This is a genomic window from Ehrlichia minasensis (genome assembly GCF_004181775.1).
GTDB lineage: Bacteria > Pseudomonadota > Alphaproteobacteria > Rickettsiales > Anaplasmataceae > Ehrlichia > Ehrlichia minasensis.
This window is the reverse complement of sequence record NZ_QOHL01000001.1, coordinates 60,474-80,769: the sequence shown is the minus strand read 5'-3', so window position 1 is coordinate 80,769 and position 20,296 is coordinate 60,474. Positions and strand designations below refer to the sequence as shown.

The window sequence follows — 20,296 nt, the reverse complement described above, 5'->3', positions numbered from 1 at the left end:
GTATTAATAAAATCATTATTTATATAAAAGACCACAACAACACTTCATAAGATAAAATCAGTGCACTTAGCAGGATTTGAACCTGCGACCTTTACCTCCGGAGGGTAACGCTCTATCCACTAAGCTATAAGTGCAATAAAATAACTTATAAGACGCATTAGTAAATCTTACAAGAGTTTAAATAAAACAACATCCTAATGACTATATATATTAAAATAAATAAATCCTTATAATATTAAGGTACTTTATACAATACTTTACAAATGCGAACATAATTTTTTACTCTTTTTTTACCTAATTAGTGACCAAAAAAACTACTTTATATTAATTTTTTACTTAAGATTCCAACAAATACTGTTATTAACTAATTCTCATTAAGGATGAAGTACCTCATTATTAATATTTCAGATCAGACTAAAAAATTTTTCACGAGATTTAAAATAAGAAAAACAAGCTATAAATCTATATTTATATATTTAATTCGAATTACCTTCAGCATGCATTAACATAGCAGTACGATTTCGTTTTAATTTCTGAAAATCCTCTTCAGCATGATATGAAGACCTAACTAAAGGACCTGAAGCAACCATTAAAAACCCTTTAGAATATGCAACATATTTGTAATGATCAAATTCCTCAGGAGTTACATATCTGTCAACTGTAGCATGTTTAGGAGTAGGCTGCAAATATTGACCAATTGTTATAAAATCAACATCTGCTGATCTTAAATCATCCATCACTTGATATATTTCTTCTTTTGTTTCACCTAACCCTACCATTATTCCAGATTTAGTAAATATTTTAGGATTCTTATCTTTTATTGTTTTAAGTAAGTATAGAGAATGAAAATAACGTGCCTTTGGCCTAATCTTCGCATATAACCTTGGTACAGTTTCTATATTATGATTATAAACATCAGGAGCTATTGCAGCAATCTTATCAATTGCACCATGCTTATTTAAAAAATCCGGAGTTAATACTTCAATAGTAATGCTATCATCTCTTTTTCGTATTTCTTCTATACACCCTACAAAATGTCCTGCACCACCATCTGGCAAATCATCTCTATCAACAGATGTAATAACAACATGATGAAGTTTAAGTGCACTGACAGCTTTAGCTAAATTTTGAGGTTCATGAGGATCCAACTTATCTGGAATGCCAGTAGCAACATTACAAAAGGCACATGCTCTAGTACAGGTAGACCCTAAAATCATTACTGTTGCATGTTTTTTATTCCAACATTCACCAACATTTGGACAAGCAGCTTCCTCACACACAGTATTTAGCTTATACAACTTCATTAAATTACGCATCTGATAAAAAGCATCACCTGTAGGCATTTTTACTTTTAACCAATCAGGCTTACTTCTCATATGACAAAATTCAGAAACTGTTATCATTTGAGCATAACTAACATTAATACTGATGTCAAGAAAGTGTCCCATCTAAAAATATTTCAACATTTAATCTCATATCAAATTTATATAATCACTTGTCAATACATAAAACTTTTACACAATAAACAATCACATAAATATAGACAAAGTATATTAAATTAAAAACATTACAGATTATTAGTAACTCAACATTAAACTATAAACAAATACTTTGTAATACGTGATTTTCAACTTAATTAACGACTATCGAGATAATGCATTATTTTGTACCTGGTACTGCATTATTCGTATATCTTCTAGATAACTACTATTATAAATACCAGCACATGAAACTCTTAACTCACTATGATAATTTAAAGAAGACCAAACACCACTATCATAATGTTCATAATGTGAATTATTACTCTGAACAAAACTCATATCCTTATAAGAACATCTCACAGTATTAGCATCAGAAGATTGTTTAACACTACGTGCAGCACGATCATTAGTAGGTGCAGTAGAATGCTCAACTGCACCTAACTTATCAATAGCTTTTTTAAAAAAATCTGCTATATTCTTTAATGCAGCATTTATTGCATTCATTATTGTAATGACAGTTAACAAAATTCCTTGCATGCCATGTTGTGCACCAACATTAGGTGAAATATCATGCAAGGGCATAAAATATTGATCATGCAATTTATAAGATACGCTATTCACTTTTCCTAGGAAGACATCTTGTACATAACCAGAGGCAATAAAACTTGAAAAAGTAACAACAATACTACCTTGATGAACATCAGTAGAAACACTTCTTTCATCTAGAGTTTTCTCTTCTTGCTTTTGTAAAGACAATCCAAGTGCATCATGCGGTCTAGCACTCTCCCTAGTGACATAAGCATCCCGTTGTAAGCCAAGAAGAGAACTTATAAAACTTGCAAGTAAAAAAAAGCGCAGTAAGTTAGTACCAATGCCAGATTGCATCATCTGAGCTCTTAATTCTGTAAGTAGTATTAATCTTTCTTGTAATAACCTTCTTAGTTCAGGATCTTCTTCTTTTGCTAATTTTTCTTGCAACTCTAAAATTTGCAAATCTAATAATTCTTTTAAGTTAAGAGATTTACCACTACGTAAGAATCTTTTCAAAAACTCTATAATGGCTTCTAAGATAAATCTTTTTTTCCTCTTTCTACGTTTTAAAGGATCAAGTTCATAATCAAAATCAAGATCTACATAATCTTCAGCTTCTTGATACAGTTGACTAAAGAAATCTAATATCTTCTGTAATAAAGACTCTTCTACCTCAAAATCTTCGTCTTCAAGCGCAACTACATGATCATCACATTCTTGATCTTCTACAATGCCATATTCCCCAGTGTGCTCTATAATAAACTTATTAAATTCTACTTCAAGTTCTAAAAGAGATTCTTGAACTTCTAAATCTTCTAGCTTAATTCTAGCAAGAGCTCTAAAATCTTCATCTTCATTATCATTAAGTTCCAACACTTCCATATCATGGAACACATTATTAACTCTCTCACTATTTTCTTCACTACACTTCTCCAGACCACTCAAATTACTAGATTTTACTTTCTTATTTCCTGCCATAAAACACTCATATCTTCAAGAACAATACAACACAAATTAATAGCTAACACATTCAAAACTTTTATCTAGTTTCAACATATGGCCTGTTCTACAAAAAACACTATAATACTACTTTTAATTTAATTTTAAATCCAACACATACCAAATCAATATTTGAATAAATACAGATTCAATATTATACATTATTTTCTTTCTAAAACAATTAACAACCTGTTATAAACACACCTATAAACAACTATTTATAAGAACCAATACAGCTAACTTTTTAACAATCTTTGGACACTAAGTAAAATAAACAGTATACAATATCTTGACTAGTCTATAGATCACTTATACATCACTTTAAAAATATAGAATCAATACTTTTATATAAATTATTTAAACGACAGAAATACACTAGAAAATCACAAACAATGAAATCATCAAAATACAAATAACTTTGAAAAAAAACATATTCTATAACTATACTTTGTAAATAATAATGACTTACACTTCAAACACATATTACTTAATACACACAAGTAGATTTTATACAATTATTAAATAAATCATTAACCAAATTCTATAATAACGTCACCAACAGTTACGCTACTTCCTTCTGAAAAAAACACAGATTTAACAACTGATTTTACATCTGAATATATTACATTTTCCATTTTCATAGCTTCAATTACTAATAAAGATTGCCCTGGTTGAACTTCTTCTCCTTCCTTAACATAAATTTTAACTATCATGCCAGAAATAGGAGAGCAAACATTATTACAACATAATTCTTCTACACTGACTTGAGGCATTATAGGGAGTAAACTAGATACACAAGGCCTATATACTACGCACAATGCACTCATGGTAGAATACCTCAACTTATATTTATTTAATCTACTATCAACTTTTACATGAAACAATTCTTCATTGATTTGTATCTTAAATATTTTAAAATTTGTATTCCATGTACCAGAAATCAAATACCCATTTTGTTTATAAATTGCTAAAACTTTATCATTTTCATACTTAGCATTAACCAAATGCTCCTGATCATTAACATAAACAGATAACTCCCTATTATTAGATGAATGATCTAAGTTATAGCATTCACTTTGAAAAAATATACATAATGAAGTTAATACAAAAAGTTCTATGCATTCTTCTGTCAAAGAATCATATTCAAAACCACCAGAATAAAACTGTTCAACAAATCTTGTATTAATATTTCCAGATATAAATACAGGATGATGAAATACAGATAACAAAAAATCTATATTATTAGCAATACCTCCTATATAAAATTCATTTAAATATTTTTGCATAAAGCTTACTGCTTCATCTCTATTTTTACCATAAGTACAAACTTTAGCAATCATAGGATCGTAGAACATACTAACTTCCGCACCTTCAAAAACTCCACTATCAATCCTTAAATTATCATTAGGCATAGGTGCAGAATAATAAACAATTCTCCCACTAGAAGGCAAAAAATTCTTCATAGGATCTTCCGCATAAATTCTAGACTCTATTGCTGAACCAACAAATTTCACATCTTGTTGAGTAAATCTTAATTTTTCACCATCAGCAATTCTAATCATTTCTTCTACAATATCAATACCAGTAACAAGCTCTGTTACAGGATGTTCAACTTGTAATCTAGTATTCATTTCCAAAAAATAAAATTGCCTATTTTGATCAACTATAAATTCTATAGTACCAGCAGAATAATATCCTACTTTTTTTGCCAAACTTACACACTGCTTATACATCTTTTGTCTTGTTTCTTCATCAAGAAACGGACTGGGAGTTTCTTCTATAACTTTTTGATTATGTCGTTGTATAGAACATTCTCTTTCACCTAAACAAACAATATTACCATATTTATCAGCTATGATTTGGATTTCAATGTGTCTAGGTAATTCAATATATTTTTCAATAAAAATCCTTCCATCCTTAAAATTTTTTGCAGCTTCATTCGTCGCGGAAGTAAAAGCTTGATCCATTTCCTCACATGATTTCACAATTCTCATCCCCTTACCACCACCACCAGCAGTAGCTTTAATCATGACAGGAAACCCTATAGACCTAGCTATACTTTTCGCTTCATCAACAGAATCAACTATCCCCATATATCCCGGAATAATGTTTACTCGTGCAGATTCAGCTATCTTTTTAGAAGTAATTTTGTCAGCCATCATTCTTATTGAAGAAGAACTTGGACCAATAAACTGAATATTATATTCTTGAAGCTTTTCAGGAAATTCAGCATTTTCAGACAAAAACCCATACCCAGGGTGCACAGCATCTACACCTGCATTATGTGCTACCTCACAAATTCGCTCCATATTTAAATAACTTTGATTTACTGGAGCAGTACCAACATTCACTGCTTCTTCAGCAGACAAAACGTGTAATGAATATACATCTGCACTTGAATATATAGAAACACAAGATATTCCCATTTTATGAGCAGTTTTCATCACTCTGCACGCAATTTCACCTCTATTCGCTATCAATATTTTCTTTATCATTATCTTAAATACTCTCAATTAGAAGGTAACTCTTTATTTATATATAAAGATAGTTCAAGATTTTACCTATATACAACCATACTACAAGCAATATTTCACTACTTTGATTATAATTAGTGATTAAAATATATTACTAAGGATAAATTATAAATAAAAATGTTAGAAAAAAAAATTTTTATTAAAATTGAAGAAGAAAATAATAGATTAGACAAGCTCATAGCAAACAAATTAAATATACCTCGTAATCAGGTACAACAACTAATAAAAGATAGTAAAGTTTCCTTGTTTAACAACATAATAAAAGACAATAATCACACAACAAAAGTAAATGATATTTATAGAATAAATATACCAATAAAAGAAATTAGTAACACAATTATTCCAAATCACTCAATACCAATTTCAGTTCTATATGAAGATCATGATATTATCATTATCAATAAAGCTCCTGGAATAACTGTACATCCAGGAGCAGGAACAAACAATAACACATTAGTTAATGCACTAGTTGCACATTATGGTAATGCTTTAAGTACTGTAGGAAAAGCAACACGACCAGGAATAATTCACAGATTAGATAAGGACACTAGTGGGTTAATGGTAATTGCAAAAAATGAAAAATCATATTATTTTCTATCAGAACTATTATTAAAAAAACAAATAAAAAAAGAATATTTAGCAGTAGTATGGGGATCACCTAATCCTAAAAATAATACTATACAAAACTATATCTGTGTTAAACCAAATAATAAACAAATGATGGCTGTTACACAGCTATCACATAAAGGAAAATTAGCTATTACTGAATATCAAACTAAAAAGAACTTCAGTAATATAGCAAGTTTAATAAAATGTAGAATACATACAGGAAGAACACATCAGATACGTGTACATATGAGCCATATAGGAAATTCTATAATAGGAGATCAAAAATACGGAAAAAACAACAGTAAAGTTACAAAATATGCTAAACAAAATACTATTATCAACACATTAAAACGACAAGCACTGCACGCATATAAATTAGGATTTATTCACCCTACAAAAAATACTCATATAGAGTTTCGCGCTGACATTCCTCACGATATGCAGACACTAATCAAAGAATTAGAACAACTAAGTTAATAACTCACTTAAACTTTTACTGACATTAACAGATGATAATTATTGATTATTATATATTTATGATATAGATAGTTGTGTACATCATATAATGAGATAAAACTTGGGGTACTTTATGATTTTTCTTGCTAATCCATTTTTTCATTATAAAAATAACATACTGAATATAGAAAATGTAAATGTATTAGATATCACAAAAGATATTGGAACCCCTGTTTACTGTTACTCTTTAAATGCTATAAAAAATAACTACAAGCAATTTCAAGAAAATCTACCTAATAACTCAATCATATGTTACGCAGTAAAATCAAATTCTAACTTATCTATTTTAAGTTTATTAAATTCACTTGGAGCAGGAGCAGATGTTGTATCTGAAGGGGAAATACGTCGTGCTATTGCAGCTGGTATTTCGCCAAACAAAATAGTATTTTCCGGTGTAGGAAAAACTGAGCAAGAAATAAGTTTTGCACTAGATAATAGAATATTACAATTTAATGTAGAATCCATTGAAGAGCTATCTCTTATAAACACAATTGCATGTAAAAAAAATATAATGGCACCAGTATCTATTAGAATCAATCCAAATATTAGTGCAGACACAAACGATAAAATTACAACTGGATTAAAAGTCAATAAATTTGGAATACCAGAAGAATTACTTGATCAAATCCTTAATAATAATTTCATAGGCACTAGGATTATAGGAATATCTGTACATATAGGGTCACAAATATCAAATTTAAACATCTTCCAAAACACAATTAATAAAATCAAAAAAATAGTAAAAACTTTTGAGCAACACAACATACAAATTATCAGGGTTGATCTTGGTGGTGGACTTGGCATACCATATAAAAGTGCTGATACTTTTCCTACAATCCCAGAATATGCAAATTTGCTAAAGCAAAATTTTGAAAATGAGAATTATCAAATCATATGCGAACCTGGTAGAGCATTAGTAGGCAATACAGGAGTATTACTTACTAAAGTACTATATCATAAACACAACCAAGAAAAAAGTCATATCATATTAGATGCTGGTATGAATGATTTAATACGTCCAGCATTATACAACGCAGAGCATACAATAATATCAGCAATTTCAACATCTACACCATTGCAATTATATGACATAGTAGGGCCTATATGTGAATCTGACGATACTTTTGCATACAATTATCATATCAATAACTTACAAAATGGAGAAATAGTAGCGATATGTACAACTGGAGCATATGGTTCCTCAATGTCAAGCAACTACAATTCTAGACCATTAGTACCTGAGGTAATGGTTAATAACAGTAATTATAATATTATACGTCACCGTCAAACTTATGAAGACATGTTAAAAGATGAAGTTATACTAGATTTCAACAAATAATCAGACATGTTTTTGTGTAACAATATACTTATTTAATACATCAGCATAATCAAAAACAAGTAAAGTTTATAAGTAGTAAACTTATATTTACATGATATACACAAAAGTACACTAATATGATATCAACATCTATAACGCAGCAAAGAACTTGCGTCAGAAAAGTAAATTATAACAATAATAAATTTATCTTAGTCACATTACACATAATTATATAAAAATATCAAGATTATCAATAACCTATTAAACATATGAATTAAACTAACTTACATTTTTTACATCAAACAATATTACCAATATACATCATATAATAAAAAAACTTACACCAAGAAAGGCAAATTTCAACGCCTTACTATAATTTACATTAGCTACATTATATATAAATTTGATTTAATATGTGTATAGACAACTTGTTTATCTTATATTACTGACTACATAGTAGGTTTGCATATCTGAGTGTAAGATACTAATGATTATAATTCTTCCTAATTGTACTTCTAATAACCCTTTTTGTGCTTTTGAAATAGCTAATTTCATATATGTATGAGTAATATATCTAAACTATTAACAACATATTAGATGTACAGATAAACTATTTTTACACTAAATAATATACACAAAGTACTTATAGTAATCACTAATAAATTGTACAATATTACTAAAAAACTCATAAGACAACACTTCTTTAATACTGTATATTAAAGATATCATTATCAATTATCACTAACAATTACATGAACAAGTATTTTTCAATGACAATTATATATCATAGGATCATATAAAAAATTTGTAATAAACTTTATCTATACAAATACAACAACAAAACTATATAAACACTATTTACTACATGAACACAGCAAACATTTCATCCAAATGGTAAAAATACTTTTTTGATACTAACAAAATACATAATACACTACATAAGCAGTTTATTCGTTTAACCATTGTATATACATCCACAATCTGAATAAAAAGTGTACCACAATCAAAATAACCTATGTAGTAATTTACATTTACCACAAACAAAACTACAAAGTACTTTTATCAGTACATCATAGAATACGATCAAAAACTATTAGTAAAAAACAATACACCCATACTAAAACATATTGAACAAATACTAAGTTAGCTATTATAGCAAAAGCTACAACAAATTATGAACAGAAACCACTACAGAAATATAGAAACTTCACTTAAAAATTATAAGGACACTTTTACACCTTTTGCTACAGCATTTTTCACAAGCCTTTTAATCTTTTGAGCTTTATCAGTCAACTTTCTAGATGATGTATTAAGTAAGTATAAATCAAAACCACCCTTATAATCTATTGTTCTTAAAGTACGACTGGATACCTTAAATTTAAATTTCCTATTCAAAATATCACTTAATAAAGTAACATTATGTAAGTTGACTAAGTAGCTTCTTTTAGTCTTACGATTAGAGTGTGATACTTTATTTCCAAAAGACTTTCCCTGACCTGTAATATCACAAACCCTACTCATTTTACAAACCTAAACTCTTAACTAATAGGCATTTATTATAACAACACAGTAACATTAGTCAAATACAAATTCTTAAGATTATTGAGCTCCACAGTAACTAATTACTACAAGAACAATAAGACATTAAATCATGCTAGTGTTTTCATAGGAGCTCACTTAGTAATTTCTCTATTAATGCATGAAATATTTAGGTAGTTATGTTATTGGAAATGTGTTAGGTAGTAGAGGAGATGGATTAATTCATAATATACTTGAAAGATCGTGAAGTTGCTTTTAGATAGTTTGAAAGCACATACATTGGTACCTCAGTAATATAAAGCAAGTCCTTATCTTTCTAATGCAGATGAAGAAGATGATGATAGGAATCCCTTTGCTAAAGAAAAACCACATGTTGCTAAAGAAATGTTACATGGCAATGGTGACAATAGGTTATTAGATGAAAGTGTAAATCCATCAATAAAGACAATTTAAGTGATGCACTTGATGCGAGAGAACAGTTCAAAACAATGATTAGCAACACAACAGATTAGAATGCATTTCATTTATTGAGTTATAGTATACATTACAAAATTGAAATGATAATCAAATCATAAAATTGTAACATAAATAGATATATTATCCGCTAATACATAATAAAATTTAGAATTTGAACAACCGCAAATGCTAAAAACTCAGAAATACTCTGATGATATACAAAAACTACATAAAATTTACTGGATCAACATCTATTGTAATCTTTACCTTATTATTTACCTTCGAGTAATACTCCTTATATTTAGCAAGTAACTTTTGTACCAGAATATTATTCTGTACCTTAATTAAAATCCTATATCTATACCGCCTATTTAAAAAACTTATAGGTGCAGGAGCTGGACCTAAGACAGTCAATGTATTCATAAGACTTTTTACTATTTGTTTTGATATATTTATAACATTAGTTTCATTTTCACCACTAACTATTATGCCTATTAACCTTGTATATGGTGGCATTTTAGTTAACAATCTAGATTCTAGTTCTAAATTATAAAATAGTTCACGATTATAAGATGATAATGATTTTACCAGTGCACTATTGACATCATAAGTCTGCAACATTACCTCACCATTATCTACAAATCTACCAGAACGCCCTGATACTTGATGTAATAGCTGATATGTCCTCTCAGTAGCACGTAAATCACTATTATTCAAACCCAGATCAGCATCTACTACACCAACAAAGGTTAATCTGGGAAAATTATGACCTTTAGCTATCACCTGAGTTCCAATAATAACATTAACTTCATTACGCATAATGAGGTCAAACATAACACCTACATCTTTATTACTAACATCACTGCTAATTACTGCAATTTTAGCATCTGGTATTAGTGCAACTATCTCTTCTGCTACTTTTTCCACACCTACCCCATATGATATAAGCGAAGATTCACTCAAACAATAAGTGCATTGATTTTGCATTGCACAAGAATATCCACAATAATGACATAGTAACACATTCTTTCTCTTATGCTCTATTAACCAAGTAGAACAGTTTTTGCACTGTATTTTAAAACCACAAGCTTTGCATAACCTTAATTTTGCATAACCACGACTGTTTAAAAAAAGCATAACCTGATCTTGCCTTTTTAAAACTTTCAAAATATTATTATACAGTTCGTATGATAACCAAGTGTTTACCATCTTACTTTTACACAAATCAACAATTTTTACTGACGGAAGTTTAGCATTCCCAAACCTTTTCGTTAGTTTCACATGATAATATTGAGATCTAAGAACATTATTGATTGTCTCTAAAGAAGGTGTTGCTGAAGATAAAATTACTGGTATGTTTAAGCTTTTTGCTAATACAATAGACATATCACGTGCATTATAAAGCACACCAGACTCTTGCTTAAATGATGAATCATGCTCCTCATCTACAATTATTACCTTAAGATTATTGTATGGCAAAAATAAAGCAGATCTTGCACCTATTACAATTAAAGATTGTCCATATGCTACAGATAACCAATATTCTCTACGATTTTTTAATGTTAAATTTGAATGCCATTCTACTGGATAATAACTATCAAAATAATTCTTTATACGTTTTATCAATTGCAATGTTAATACTATTTCTGGCAGTAAAATTAATGTCTGAGCTGTATTGTCTTTTTTAATCAATTCGCGTATAACCTCACAATAAACTTCCGTCTTCCCAGAACCAGTTTCACCATCTAATACTACAACAGAATAACCTGACATCTTATTAATAATATCATCATATGCAACTCTCTGCTCATCCGATAAACTAATTGCTACATCATTACATTTGTCACTTTTCTTTACAGAAAACTCTAGCTTATTAAAAGACTTAGCACTGACTACATTACTGAATACCATTTTTAACACTAAACCTGCTGGAACAACATTATATTCACTCACCCATTTAATAAAATTAAGCAATGTAGGATTAATCCTTGGCAAAGAACTCTTAGAAATTATAATTTTTAATCTTAACCTTTCTATACCACAATCCAAAGGCATTGAATTACTCAATTTTAATACAACACCAACTAATGTTCTCAGACCAAAAGGTACAAGAACATACTCACCAATAAGCAATGACTCATTTTCCGGAACACTGTAATAAAATGTTTTATTAATCGGTACTGGAAGTAACACTTCAGCTATCATGCTAAACATTTAAACAACAAAGCTATTTCATTATAACAAAAGAAACACAACTTACATATCACCTATAAAGTTTAATTTTATACCCATTACAAACATACAAACTAACTAATAATAGCAAATTTTAAAACTTCATTTAAATACCACATCAATAAAAGTATAAAATATCATAGTACTATGCACTATAAACAACACTTGACTATCATGCTAAATTTTCAAATAATAGAACTATTAATAAAAGTTCAACACTTTACTAATAAATTTATAAACTTACCTACTACTAGCAAATTAGTGTGTAAGCTTGTACTATATAAATAAATTCAATATCCTATACTCTAAACTCTACACTTATCCAATAGTATAGTCAACGCTCACTAAATCCAATACTATTATAAACTCAAACAGAATATACCTTCAAAAGTACTTTATACTAACAACCACAAAAAAATATTCTTCATTCTTATATAATAAGTATTAACTTACTAAAGCTGTAACAAGTAAATTACTATTGAAAATATACATATCATACACATTTCATACACTTACTTAATCACGGAAAAGAAAGTCTTTAATTATTGCATCCGCAAGTGCAATTGATGCTTCTCTATTGCTGTCTCCTCTTTTCTTTTCAGAATTAATCATAAGATACTCTGGATGAAATTGAAAATACATATTACCATAACTATCTTCAATTCCCTCTATAATACCATCTTCTGACATAGCAATAATCTTATATCCTAAATTATATATTTTCTTTATATTTTCTATATCAGTATCAATTGCCTCTGAATGTGAATCTGGAAAATATATCACTTGATTTTTAGTTAACAAATTTAAGCTAGAAGCAATATTTGATAACCTATTATTAGGCAAAATCTTGATTTGATGTAAATTCGCATCTATATTTCTAGGATTAGGGCTTGAAACAGTATGCGACTTTACAGCAATTTGAGACTTAACTATGTTCTCCACCCTTGTAATTCTAACACCATTTGCATACATTATGCCTTGCAAACCACCACAAACACCAAAAAGATGTATACAATAATTATCGTTATGAATTATACTAACAACAGCATTAGTAATTAATTGCCTGTTTAAAGATGGAGCAATTGGTAGAGAACTAATATTATAATGGTTACCAGGTATTAGTATTCTACTAACATTATTCTCTTTAATAAATCTCATAACAACATTTTTTACAATATCACACCTTGATATCTCATAACTCTTCTCATAAGTTTTATTAATACTGATTATTTCATCTTCCACTAACTGCATAATTACATTGTAGTCCATCAAAACCACATGAACACCATAACCTTCAAGTAACTTTGTAATTTCCAAAGCAGTGTTATATTCATTAGGATAGCTGACAAATTTAGTAGACAATAATCCAACTACAATATCTTTCTTATTATATTTTACACATTCTGCTAATACAGTAATATAAGGGGTAACGAACGTAAGAAAAAACAAGGTTAATAGTATAGTATAGTTTATTCTACATGTGAACTTCATACAATTGTCTCTAAAATTATATAATTACATTAATAATTATTGATGTACTAGAATTAAATATTATGACATTATTAGCATATAAAATCAATAAAAATCATATTATTTAGTTATTACAGATGGCTAAGTGTTATTATCAGAAATACATAAATTTATACTTATTCTACGATTAAATTCAAATATTCAGTTGATTATCTGTATATACTAAGATATTTTCTTAACAACAATGTAATTTATTATATGAAATATTTATTAGTTACTCGTCCAGAAAAAGATTCTATTAAAATCAAAGAATATCTTAATAAATTAGGATTCAACGTATATATCGAACCAATGTTTTCAATAAAATATTTAACAACTAAAATAATACTAAAAGATTTTGATTTGATAATATGTACAAGTCAGCATAGCATCATTGCTTTAAGTAAAATCACTAAAAACCGAGATATCACTATCATTACAGTTGGTAATAATACTATGAACATCGCACAAGAATTAGGATTTACATCTGTAAAGTCACTTAATGGAAATATCAATGATGTTGTCTCTTATCTGCAAAATTACAGTAAATTTAATATTTTATACATAAGAGGGAAAGAAGTAACATACAATCTCAAAAAAACCTTTAACCATTACAAAAATTTTCAAGAAGTTATATTATACAGTACAACAGATAGAACACATTTTAGCAAATGCTGCTATAATGCTTTTTTAGGAAACAAAATCTCAGGTGTTCTACTTTACTCTTCAAGAACTGCAGAAATACTAATAGAATTAATAAAAAAATACAATATACAAGATAAAATAAGCAATATTACAGCTTACACAATGAGTAATAAAATTGCAAACACTGCAAAGAATGTTCATTGGAAAACGATAAAAATATCTGACCAACCTACTAATGAATCACTACTATCATTAATTTCAGAGAACATTAGAAACATTTAAAAAAATATACTCTTACACAATATATAAAATACATTTCAAAAATTCACACAACAGCTAAAATTTACGAAAGGTACATATTAAACCAAATGACTATATGGCACCATTAATTCAATATATCTATATAATATATTACTACTAAATGAAATATACATACAAACATACACTATAGAAAAAAATCAAAAGGTATTTTTCTTACAATTTGATAAAATATATACGCTAACCTAACATTATAAAACATATTTTAAAATTCATAAAAAATACATATAATCAAACTATTATATGACATAATTAATTTAACATATTCATATAATATACAACATATTACTACTAAAAATGAAGACTATACACACAAACATGTACACTAGAAAAAATCAATTAAAGTATTTTCTTTCAACTTGATAAAATAATTCTTATATAAAGACAAATCCATAATAAAAATGTATATAATCAACCAGTTAATTATATAACATAGTTATCACAAAAGTTACACATAACATCATGAATAATATTACATCCACAACATAATAGCTATTATTCAATGTAATCTTCTATATTTAATACACTAATGTAATAGAAAAATATAGATATTGAACATCATATATCTATTAGCTTATGTTAAATATTAATACTTAAGTATACTAAAAGATACTTTTTAATATATAAAAACTACTTATCTTTTAAACTTCTACATGCACTATGTAACCAACATTTAACTTTTTGATCTAAATATGGTGCGATTGTATTGTAGACAAAACTATGATACTGATCCATATAATCAATTTCTTCATTGTTTAACATACTGATATCTATCAATTTTAAATCTATAGGTACACATGTTAGTTGCTTAAACCTTAAAAAATTATCCATATATTTTTCAATATACATTAGATTTTCAATCCTTATCCCATATTCTCCATTTTTATAATACCCTGGCTCATTTGATAAGATCATATTTGGCTTTAATATAATATTATTTCTGTAGGAAATAGCACAAGGACCTTCATGAACTGATAAAAAACTTCCTACTCCATGACCTGTACCATGTTGATAATCAAGACCTGATTTCCATAAATATTGCCTTGCTAATACCTCCAACATTCCACCTGTGGTTCCTAAAGGGAACACTGCCATTGCTAAAGCAATATGACCTTTTAAGACTAATGTAAAATTAGTAATCTGTTCAGGTGTTGGCTCCCCTACAACAATAGTACGTGTAATATCTGTAGTACCATCAAGATACTGCCCTCCAGAATCTAATAAATATAACCCATTTTTACATATTAACTTATTTGTGTTGTCATTTGCTTTATAATGTACTATTGCACCATTTTCTCCAAAACCAGAAATTGTAGCAAAACTTTCACCACAAAACAAATCTTGTTCTTGCCTGAAATTCAACAACTTTGATTCAACATCTAATTCTGTAATTTCATTACTACTACCTAATTGAACATTTAACCAATACAATAAATTAACTACGGCAACCCCATCTCTAATATGGGCATTGATTGCACCTTGTATTTCAACATCATTTTTTTCAGACTTCATTAAAAGACAATGATCTGAATCCTTAATTAATATATCTTGTTGATTCAAACATTGAAAAATATCCATTGGTATAGTAGATGCATCTATCACTATCGACTCAATAGACTCTAAAACATTAAATAAATCACTTAAAGAATACACTTTAAGATGCTCATATTTAACATTTACTGAACATGTATCATCAACAAATAAATCAACTCTTCCATTTGAATACAAAATCGCTCTAGATAATACCGATGGATTATAAACAAACTTGTTATTACGTATATTTAATAACCATGAAACCACATCAGTATCTGTAATCAAAGCAGCATCTTTACCAGACAAATATTTTATTGCTTCACAAGATTTTTTATAACTTTCAACACCAGAATATTTTAAAGGATGCTCTACTATATTACACTCTACATTAAAATCACGAATCCACAACTTATCAATTAAAATTTGATCTATTGGCCTTAAAATAATGCTACCATCCTCATATTTTTTTATCTGACTTAAAGTAAATAATGAAGCTTCATACGCTATAACAGCATTAGATGCAAGATTTCTTACACACCATTGCCAAGGTGTTAAATCAGAAACATTATGTATTTGATAATCATCAAGATCTAATTCCATTGTTGCTTGTAATATGTATCTACCATCAGTAAAAAAGTGTTGCTTACCTTCCTTTGATATTATTAAAGTAGCATTCGATCCAGAAAATCCACACAACCATTTTATTCTCTGCTTATTAACAGGTACATATTCAGACTGATATTCATCTGTATTATGCAATAACAATAAATCAATTGCATACTCACTCATTAAATCAATTAATTTATTCAATCTACTCTTCATAAACTTTATATTTTATATAAAACATGTATATTACTATATAATACAACACATAACAGCTGTCTCTAATATCTGATCAACTGAAATATAATAATTTTACAATAAAAAATTTCTTATAATAACACTACACAATAATTTACAATAATAAACCACACGTACACTCAAACATTTTACCATAAAGAATATTCAACAAAAAAGTTGCAACACAAACCTATACTACTTCTAAATGCAGTAATCATATTTTTATAATCACAAAGATATCTAAAGCAGATTATATATCCATATAATTCACACAAAATTGCATCAATAATTGATTTTTTCAACTTATAATAAAAAATTATAGAAATTAGCTTACAGAACAACCTATTTTCCTAATATTAACGCCATATACCATTACAAGCAAACGCTATTAAATAACAGCTACAAAAGTACTAAATTAAACTTACACAAACCATATTTTTATTCCAAATTATTAAAGTAACAAAATTACAATCCTACTATTCCCTATTATTAAAAAACAGCATTACACAATAGTGTCATCTACAAAGCTAAGTAATTATACAAATTAGCTCAAGAATAATAATCTCTCAGCAAAACCATGATCAATAACAGCAAAGTGATGTTAATTATACTCTACAGATTAGAAACATTCATCATAACCTTTATGCAAATCACGCTACAATCTTAAGTCATTAAGTAGTAGAAAATTACAGTTATAATATCATTTGAAGCAAATTTTTTACATATGTATTAATGGTTACCAGAAATGTATATTCAATTATCTAAAATTCATTAACTAATAAGAGTTTAACGTTAGCTTATCACCACTCATATTAAAATTAAAATACTGCAAAAAACTCATTCCTAAAAGAGACGTACGCATTGGAGAAACATTCACACTAGCTTTTACATTATTAACAACAAAACCTCCTATTTGCATTTCAGATATTTCTACATATAAAGCTTTTATTGTACCATTAGCAGTATGATAAGTTTTCTTCTTATTTAAATACTTCAGATGCTTTTTCAATCTCTTTGCATCCTCTACTGATAAAACCACATCAGTAGCTCCAGTATCAACTAAAAAATTAACTGGTATTCCATGAACAGTAGCTTCTATATAAAAATGTCCATCCTTTGCCCTGCGAAACTCAACTCCTCCGCCATCAACATAAGTGACTTTTTTATTATGAATCACATTATTAGGAAAAAATTTATCAAAGTATTTACTGCTAATATCATTTTTAGCACCACTAAAAAACGTCATCGATACTATCAAACCTACCCAAAACAACACATATTTTACGTTTCTCATAATGGATCCAAAAAACTCACCAATATTACAATGATATATTAGCAAATATATAAATTAATTAACTAGATATATGGAATATACATTAAAGATAAAAATTTCCGCAACAAGCTTTATTCCATTCAACTTTAAATTGTTTGAAATGTTCTCTTCCACTACTATCCAAATAAGATAATAAATCATTTATACTATCGTTATAGCTTAATGTCGTAATCCTATCTTGATAATGCATTACCCTCAAATACACTAAATAAGTATTAATTACATCTGTTTCACAGTAATCTCTAATTGCAGATATTTCATCACTATCATATAATTCAGCAACTTTTGAGCCATCAATACCAAACTTACCAGGAAAATTTAATACTGAACACACTTCATTCATTTTGACTCTCGCAGAAGTACCAAAATCAGAAAGATAATCTAGTAAGTCACAATGCCAATCAACACTATAGCGTTGGAAATAATTATTCCATTTATCACCAATTTTATATAGAGACCCTGCTTGTATACCATGTACCATAGCTCTATACTTTAGTACTGGAAAATCAAAAGTACGGCCATTAAAAGATACAAACCTTGGCCTTAACGATGAAACATATTGAAAAAATCCTTTTAGTAAATCTTTTTCCGAAGAGTCTATTTTCCCACCAGAACGTATCTCTTGTAAATGAAAAGACTCATATTCCCCTATCCTCTTAATATCTGCTTTGAGAAAACTAATTGCAACTATCTTATGAAAAGGTTGCCTTAAAAATGGATTCTTACCATCAGTAATTTCTAAATGATAACTCGTAAGTGCTTCTCTTTTTTCGTTCAACTCAACTGTATCATCAAAATCACTAAAAAGATTACGACAAACATCCACATCTGGAACTGTTTCTATATCAAAAACTAATAAACTATTCAACATATCCTACACATTCATTTAAATGATCTTGCCAAAGTTCTCTAACTTTTACAAATAAGAAAAGATGTATCTTTAAATCAAGTATTTTTTCAAGCTCAGATCTAGATTCTATACTAACTTTTTTTATCATTTCACCTTTTTTGCCTAAAACAATAGTTTTATGGTTATCCTTAGTTACATATACTACCTGCTTAACAATCAAACTACCATCTCCTTTCTCTTCTAAAGCTTCAGTTACCACAGACAAAGAATAAGGCAATTCATGATGCAGAGACAAAAATAATTTCTCACGTGTAATTTCAGCAATAAAAAACTTTAAAGGCGCATCACTAATTTGACCTTCAGGATATAACCAAGGACCATTAGGTGAAATTTCACATAGATAATTAATTAATCTATTTAAACCAATATCATGTAATGCTGATATAGTAAAAGCTTTACTGAAACTATGTAGTGAATACATATGTTCTATTGCTTTGTCAACTAATGACTGAGAGACTAGATCAATTTTATTCACTACTAAAATAGCATTAATATTAGATTGTTTTATTCTACTGATAATTTTTTCAATATGCTTATTTAAGTAGTTTTTTACATCAAGTAACAATATTACATTTTCAATACCTTTAAGAGACATCCAAGCATGCTTTACAATAAATCTCTCTAACTTTGTCTTTGGAGAAAAGATACCAGGAGTATCTATAAATATTAATTGCACATTCTCATTATTTAATACAGCATGCATTCTAACTCTAGTAGTTTGCACCTTTGGTGTCACCGCTGCAACCTTTTGCCCAACTAACATATTAATTAAAGTTGACTTTCCTGCATTAGTTGTTCCTACGATAGCATTCATAGAACACTTTTTATCTATATGATCCATACATTTTTGCTAATACCAAGTAATTCAAATATACAGCATCTTCCTATATTTACAAGAAGATATAAAAAAACTATACATATACATTTGACAACGTAAAACTACTGTGTAAATCCATAGGAAATACAATATTAATCTGTAAACAAACTTTATCA

At 28.2% G+C, this 20,296-nt stretch carries 13 protein-coding genes and 1 tRNA gene; 3 read left to right on the top strand and 11 right to left on the bottom strand.

Annotation, left to right across the window (positions count from 1 at the left end):
• Positions 1-61: 61 nt before the first annotated feature.
• The 4 genes from DRF75_RS00395 to DRF75_RS00380 form a co-directional block, all read right to left on the bottom strand.
• Positions 62-134: transfer RNA gene (locus tag DRF75_RS00395), tRNA-Arg, on the bottom strand.
• A 342-nt stretch (positions 135-476) separates the two neighbouring features.
• Positions 477-1,403, bottom strand: a complete 927-nt coding sequence (gene lipA / locus DRF75_RS00390; RefSeq protein WP_082020018.1) for a lipoyl synthase — start codon at positions 1,401-1,403, stop codon at positions 477-479.
• Between the two features lie 240 nt (positions 1,404-1,643).
• Positions 1,644-2,990 carry a hypothetical protein gene (locus DRF75_RS00385; RefSeq protein WP_129992472.1) on the bottom strand — a complete coding sequence of 449 codons (1,347 nt, stop codon included), beginning with the start codon at positions 2,988-2,990 and terminating at the stop codon, positions 1,644-1,646.
• A gap of 551 nt (positions 2,991-3,541) precedes the next feature.
• Positions 3,542-5,506, bottom strand: a complete 1,965-nt coding sequence (locus DRF75_RS00380; protein ID WP_045171350.1) for an acetyl-CoA carboxylase biotin carboxylase subunit — start codon at positions 5,504-5,506, stop codon at positions 3,542-3,544.
• A 156-nt stretch (positions 5,507-5,662) separates the two neighbouring features.
• Here DRF75_RS00380 and DRF75_RS00375 point away from each other — a divergent pair, with 156 nt between their 5' ends.
• A complete protein-coding gene (locus DRF75_RS00375; protein WP_045171351.1) occupies positions 5,663-6,631 on the top strand; it encodes an RluA family pseudouridine synthase in 969 nt (322 codons plus the stop codon).
• Between the two features lie 112 nt (positions 6,632-6,743).
• A complete protein-coding gene (lysA, locus tag DRF75_RS00370; protein ID WP_129992471.1) occupies positions 6,744-8,009 on the top strand; it encodes a diaminopimelate decarboxylase in 1,266 nt (421 codons plus the stop codon).
• A 1,197-nt stretch (positions 8,010-9,206) separates the two neighbouring features.
• Here lysA and rpmB read toward each other — a convergent pair.
• The 3 genes from rpmB to DRF75_RS00355 all read right to left on the bottom strand — a co-directional run bounded on the left by rpmB (position 9,207) and on the right by DRF75_RS00355 (position 13,706).
• Positions 9,207-9,509, bottom strand: coding sequence for a 50S ribosomal protein L28 (rpmB, locus tag DRF75_RS00365; protein ID WP_045171353.1), 303 nt, complete (start codon positions 9,507-9,509; stop codon positions 9,207-9,209).
• Positions 9,510-10,208: 699 nt separating this feature from the next.
• Positions 10,209-12,188 carry a replication restart helicase PriA gene (gene priA / locus DRF75_RS00360; protein WP_129992470.1) on the bottom strand — a complete coding sequence of 660 codons (1,980 nt, stop codon included), beginning with the start codon at positions 12,186-12,188 and terminating at the stop codon, positions 10,209-10,211.
• 543 nt (positions 12,189-12,731) lie between these two features.
• The gene (locus DRF75_RS00355) at positions 12,732-13,706 is read right to left on the bottom strand and encodes a glutamine amidotransferase-related protein (RefSeq protein WP_129992469.1); all 975 of its coding nucleotides are present in this window, start codon (positions 13,704-13,706) and stop codon (positions 12,732-12,734) included.
• A 237-nt stretch (positions 13,707-13,943) separates the two neighbouring features.
• Here DRF75_RS00355 and DRF75_RS00350 point away from each other — a divergent pair, with 237 nt between their 5' ends.
• Positions 13,944-14,651, top strand: a complete 708-nt coding sequence (locus DRF75_RS00350; protein WP_045171356.1) for a uroporphyrinogen-III synthase — start codon at positions 13,944-13,946, stop codon at positions 14,649-14,651.
• 666 nt (positions 14,652-15,317) lie between these two features.
• Here DRF75_RS00350 and DRF75_RS00345 read toward each other — a convergent pair.
• The 4 genes from DRF75_RS00345 to era all read right to left on the bottom strand — a co-directional run bounded on the left by DRF75_RS00345 (position 15,318) and on the right by era (position 20,144).
• Positions 15,318-17,042, bottom strand: coding sequence for an aminopeptidase P family protein (locus DRF75_RS00345; protein ID WP_129992468.1), 1,725 nt, complete (start codon positions 17,040-17,042; stop codon positions 15,318-15,320).
• Positions 17,043-17,835: 793 nt separating this feature from the next.
• Complete coding sequence (locus DRF75_RS00340; RefSeq protein WP_045171276.1) at positions 17,836-18,354, bottom strand: retropepsin-like aspartic protease family protein; 519 nt, start codon at positions 18,352-18,354, stop codon at positions 17,836-17,838.
• 82 nt (positions 18,355-18,436) lie between these two features.
• Positions 18,437-19,264: a 3'-5' exonuclease gene (locus DRF75_RS00335; protein ID WP_045171277.1), complete on the bottom strand. Its 828-nt coding sequence runs from the start codon at positions 19,262-19,264 to the stop codon at positions 18,437-18,439.
• Positions 19,254-20,144, bottom strand: a complete 891-nt coding sequence (gene era / locus DRF75_RS00330) for a GTPase Era (RefSeq protein ID WP_129992467.1) — start codon at positions 20,142-20,144, stop codon at positions 19,254-19,256. The genes DRF75_RS00335 and era overlap by 11 nt, the downstream gene beginning before the upstream one ends.
• Positions 20,145-20,296: the final 152 nt, after the last annotated feature.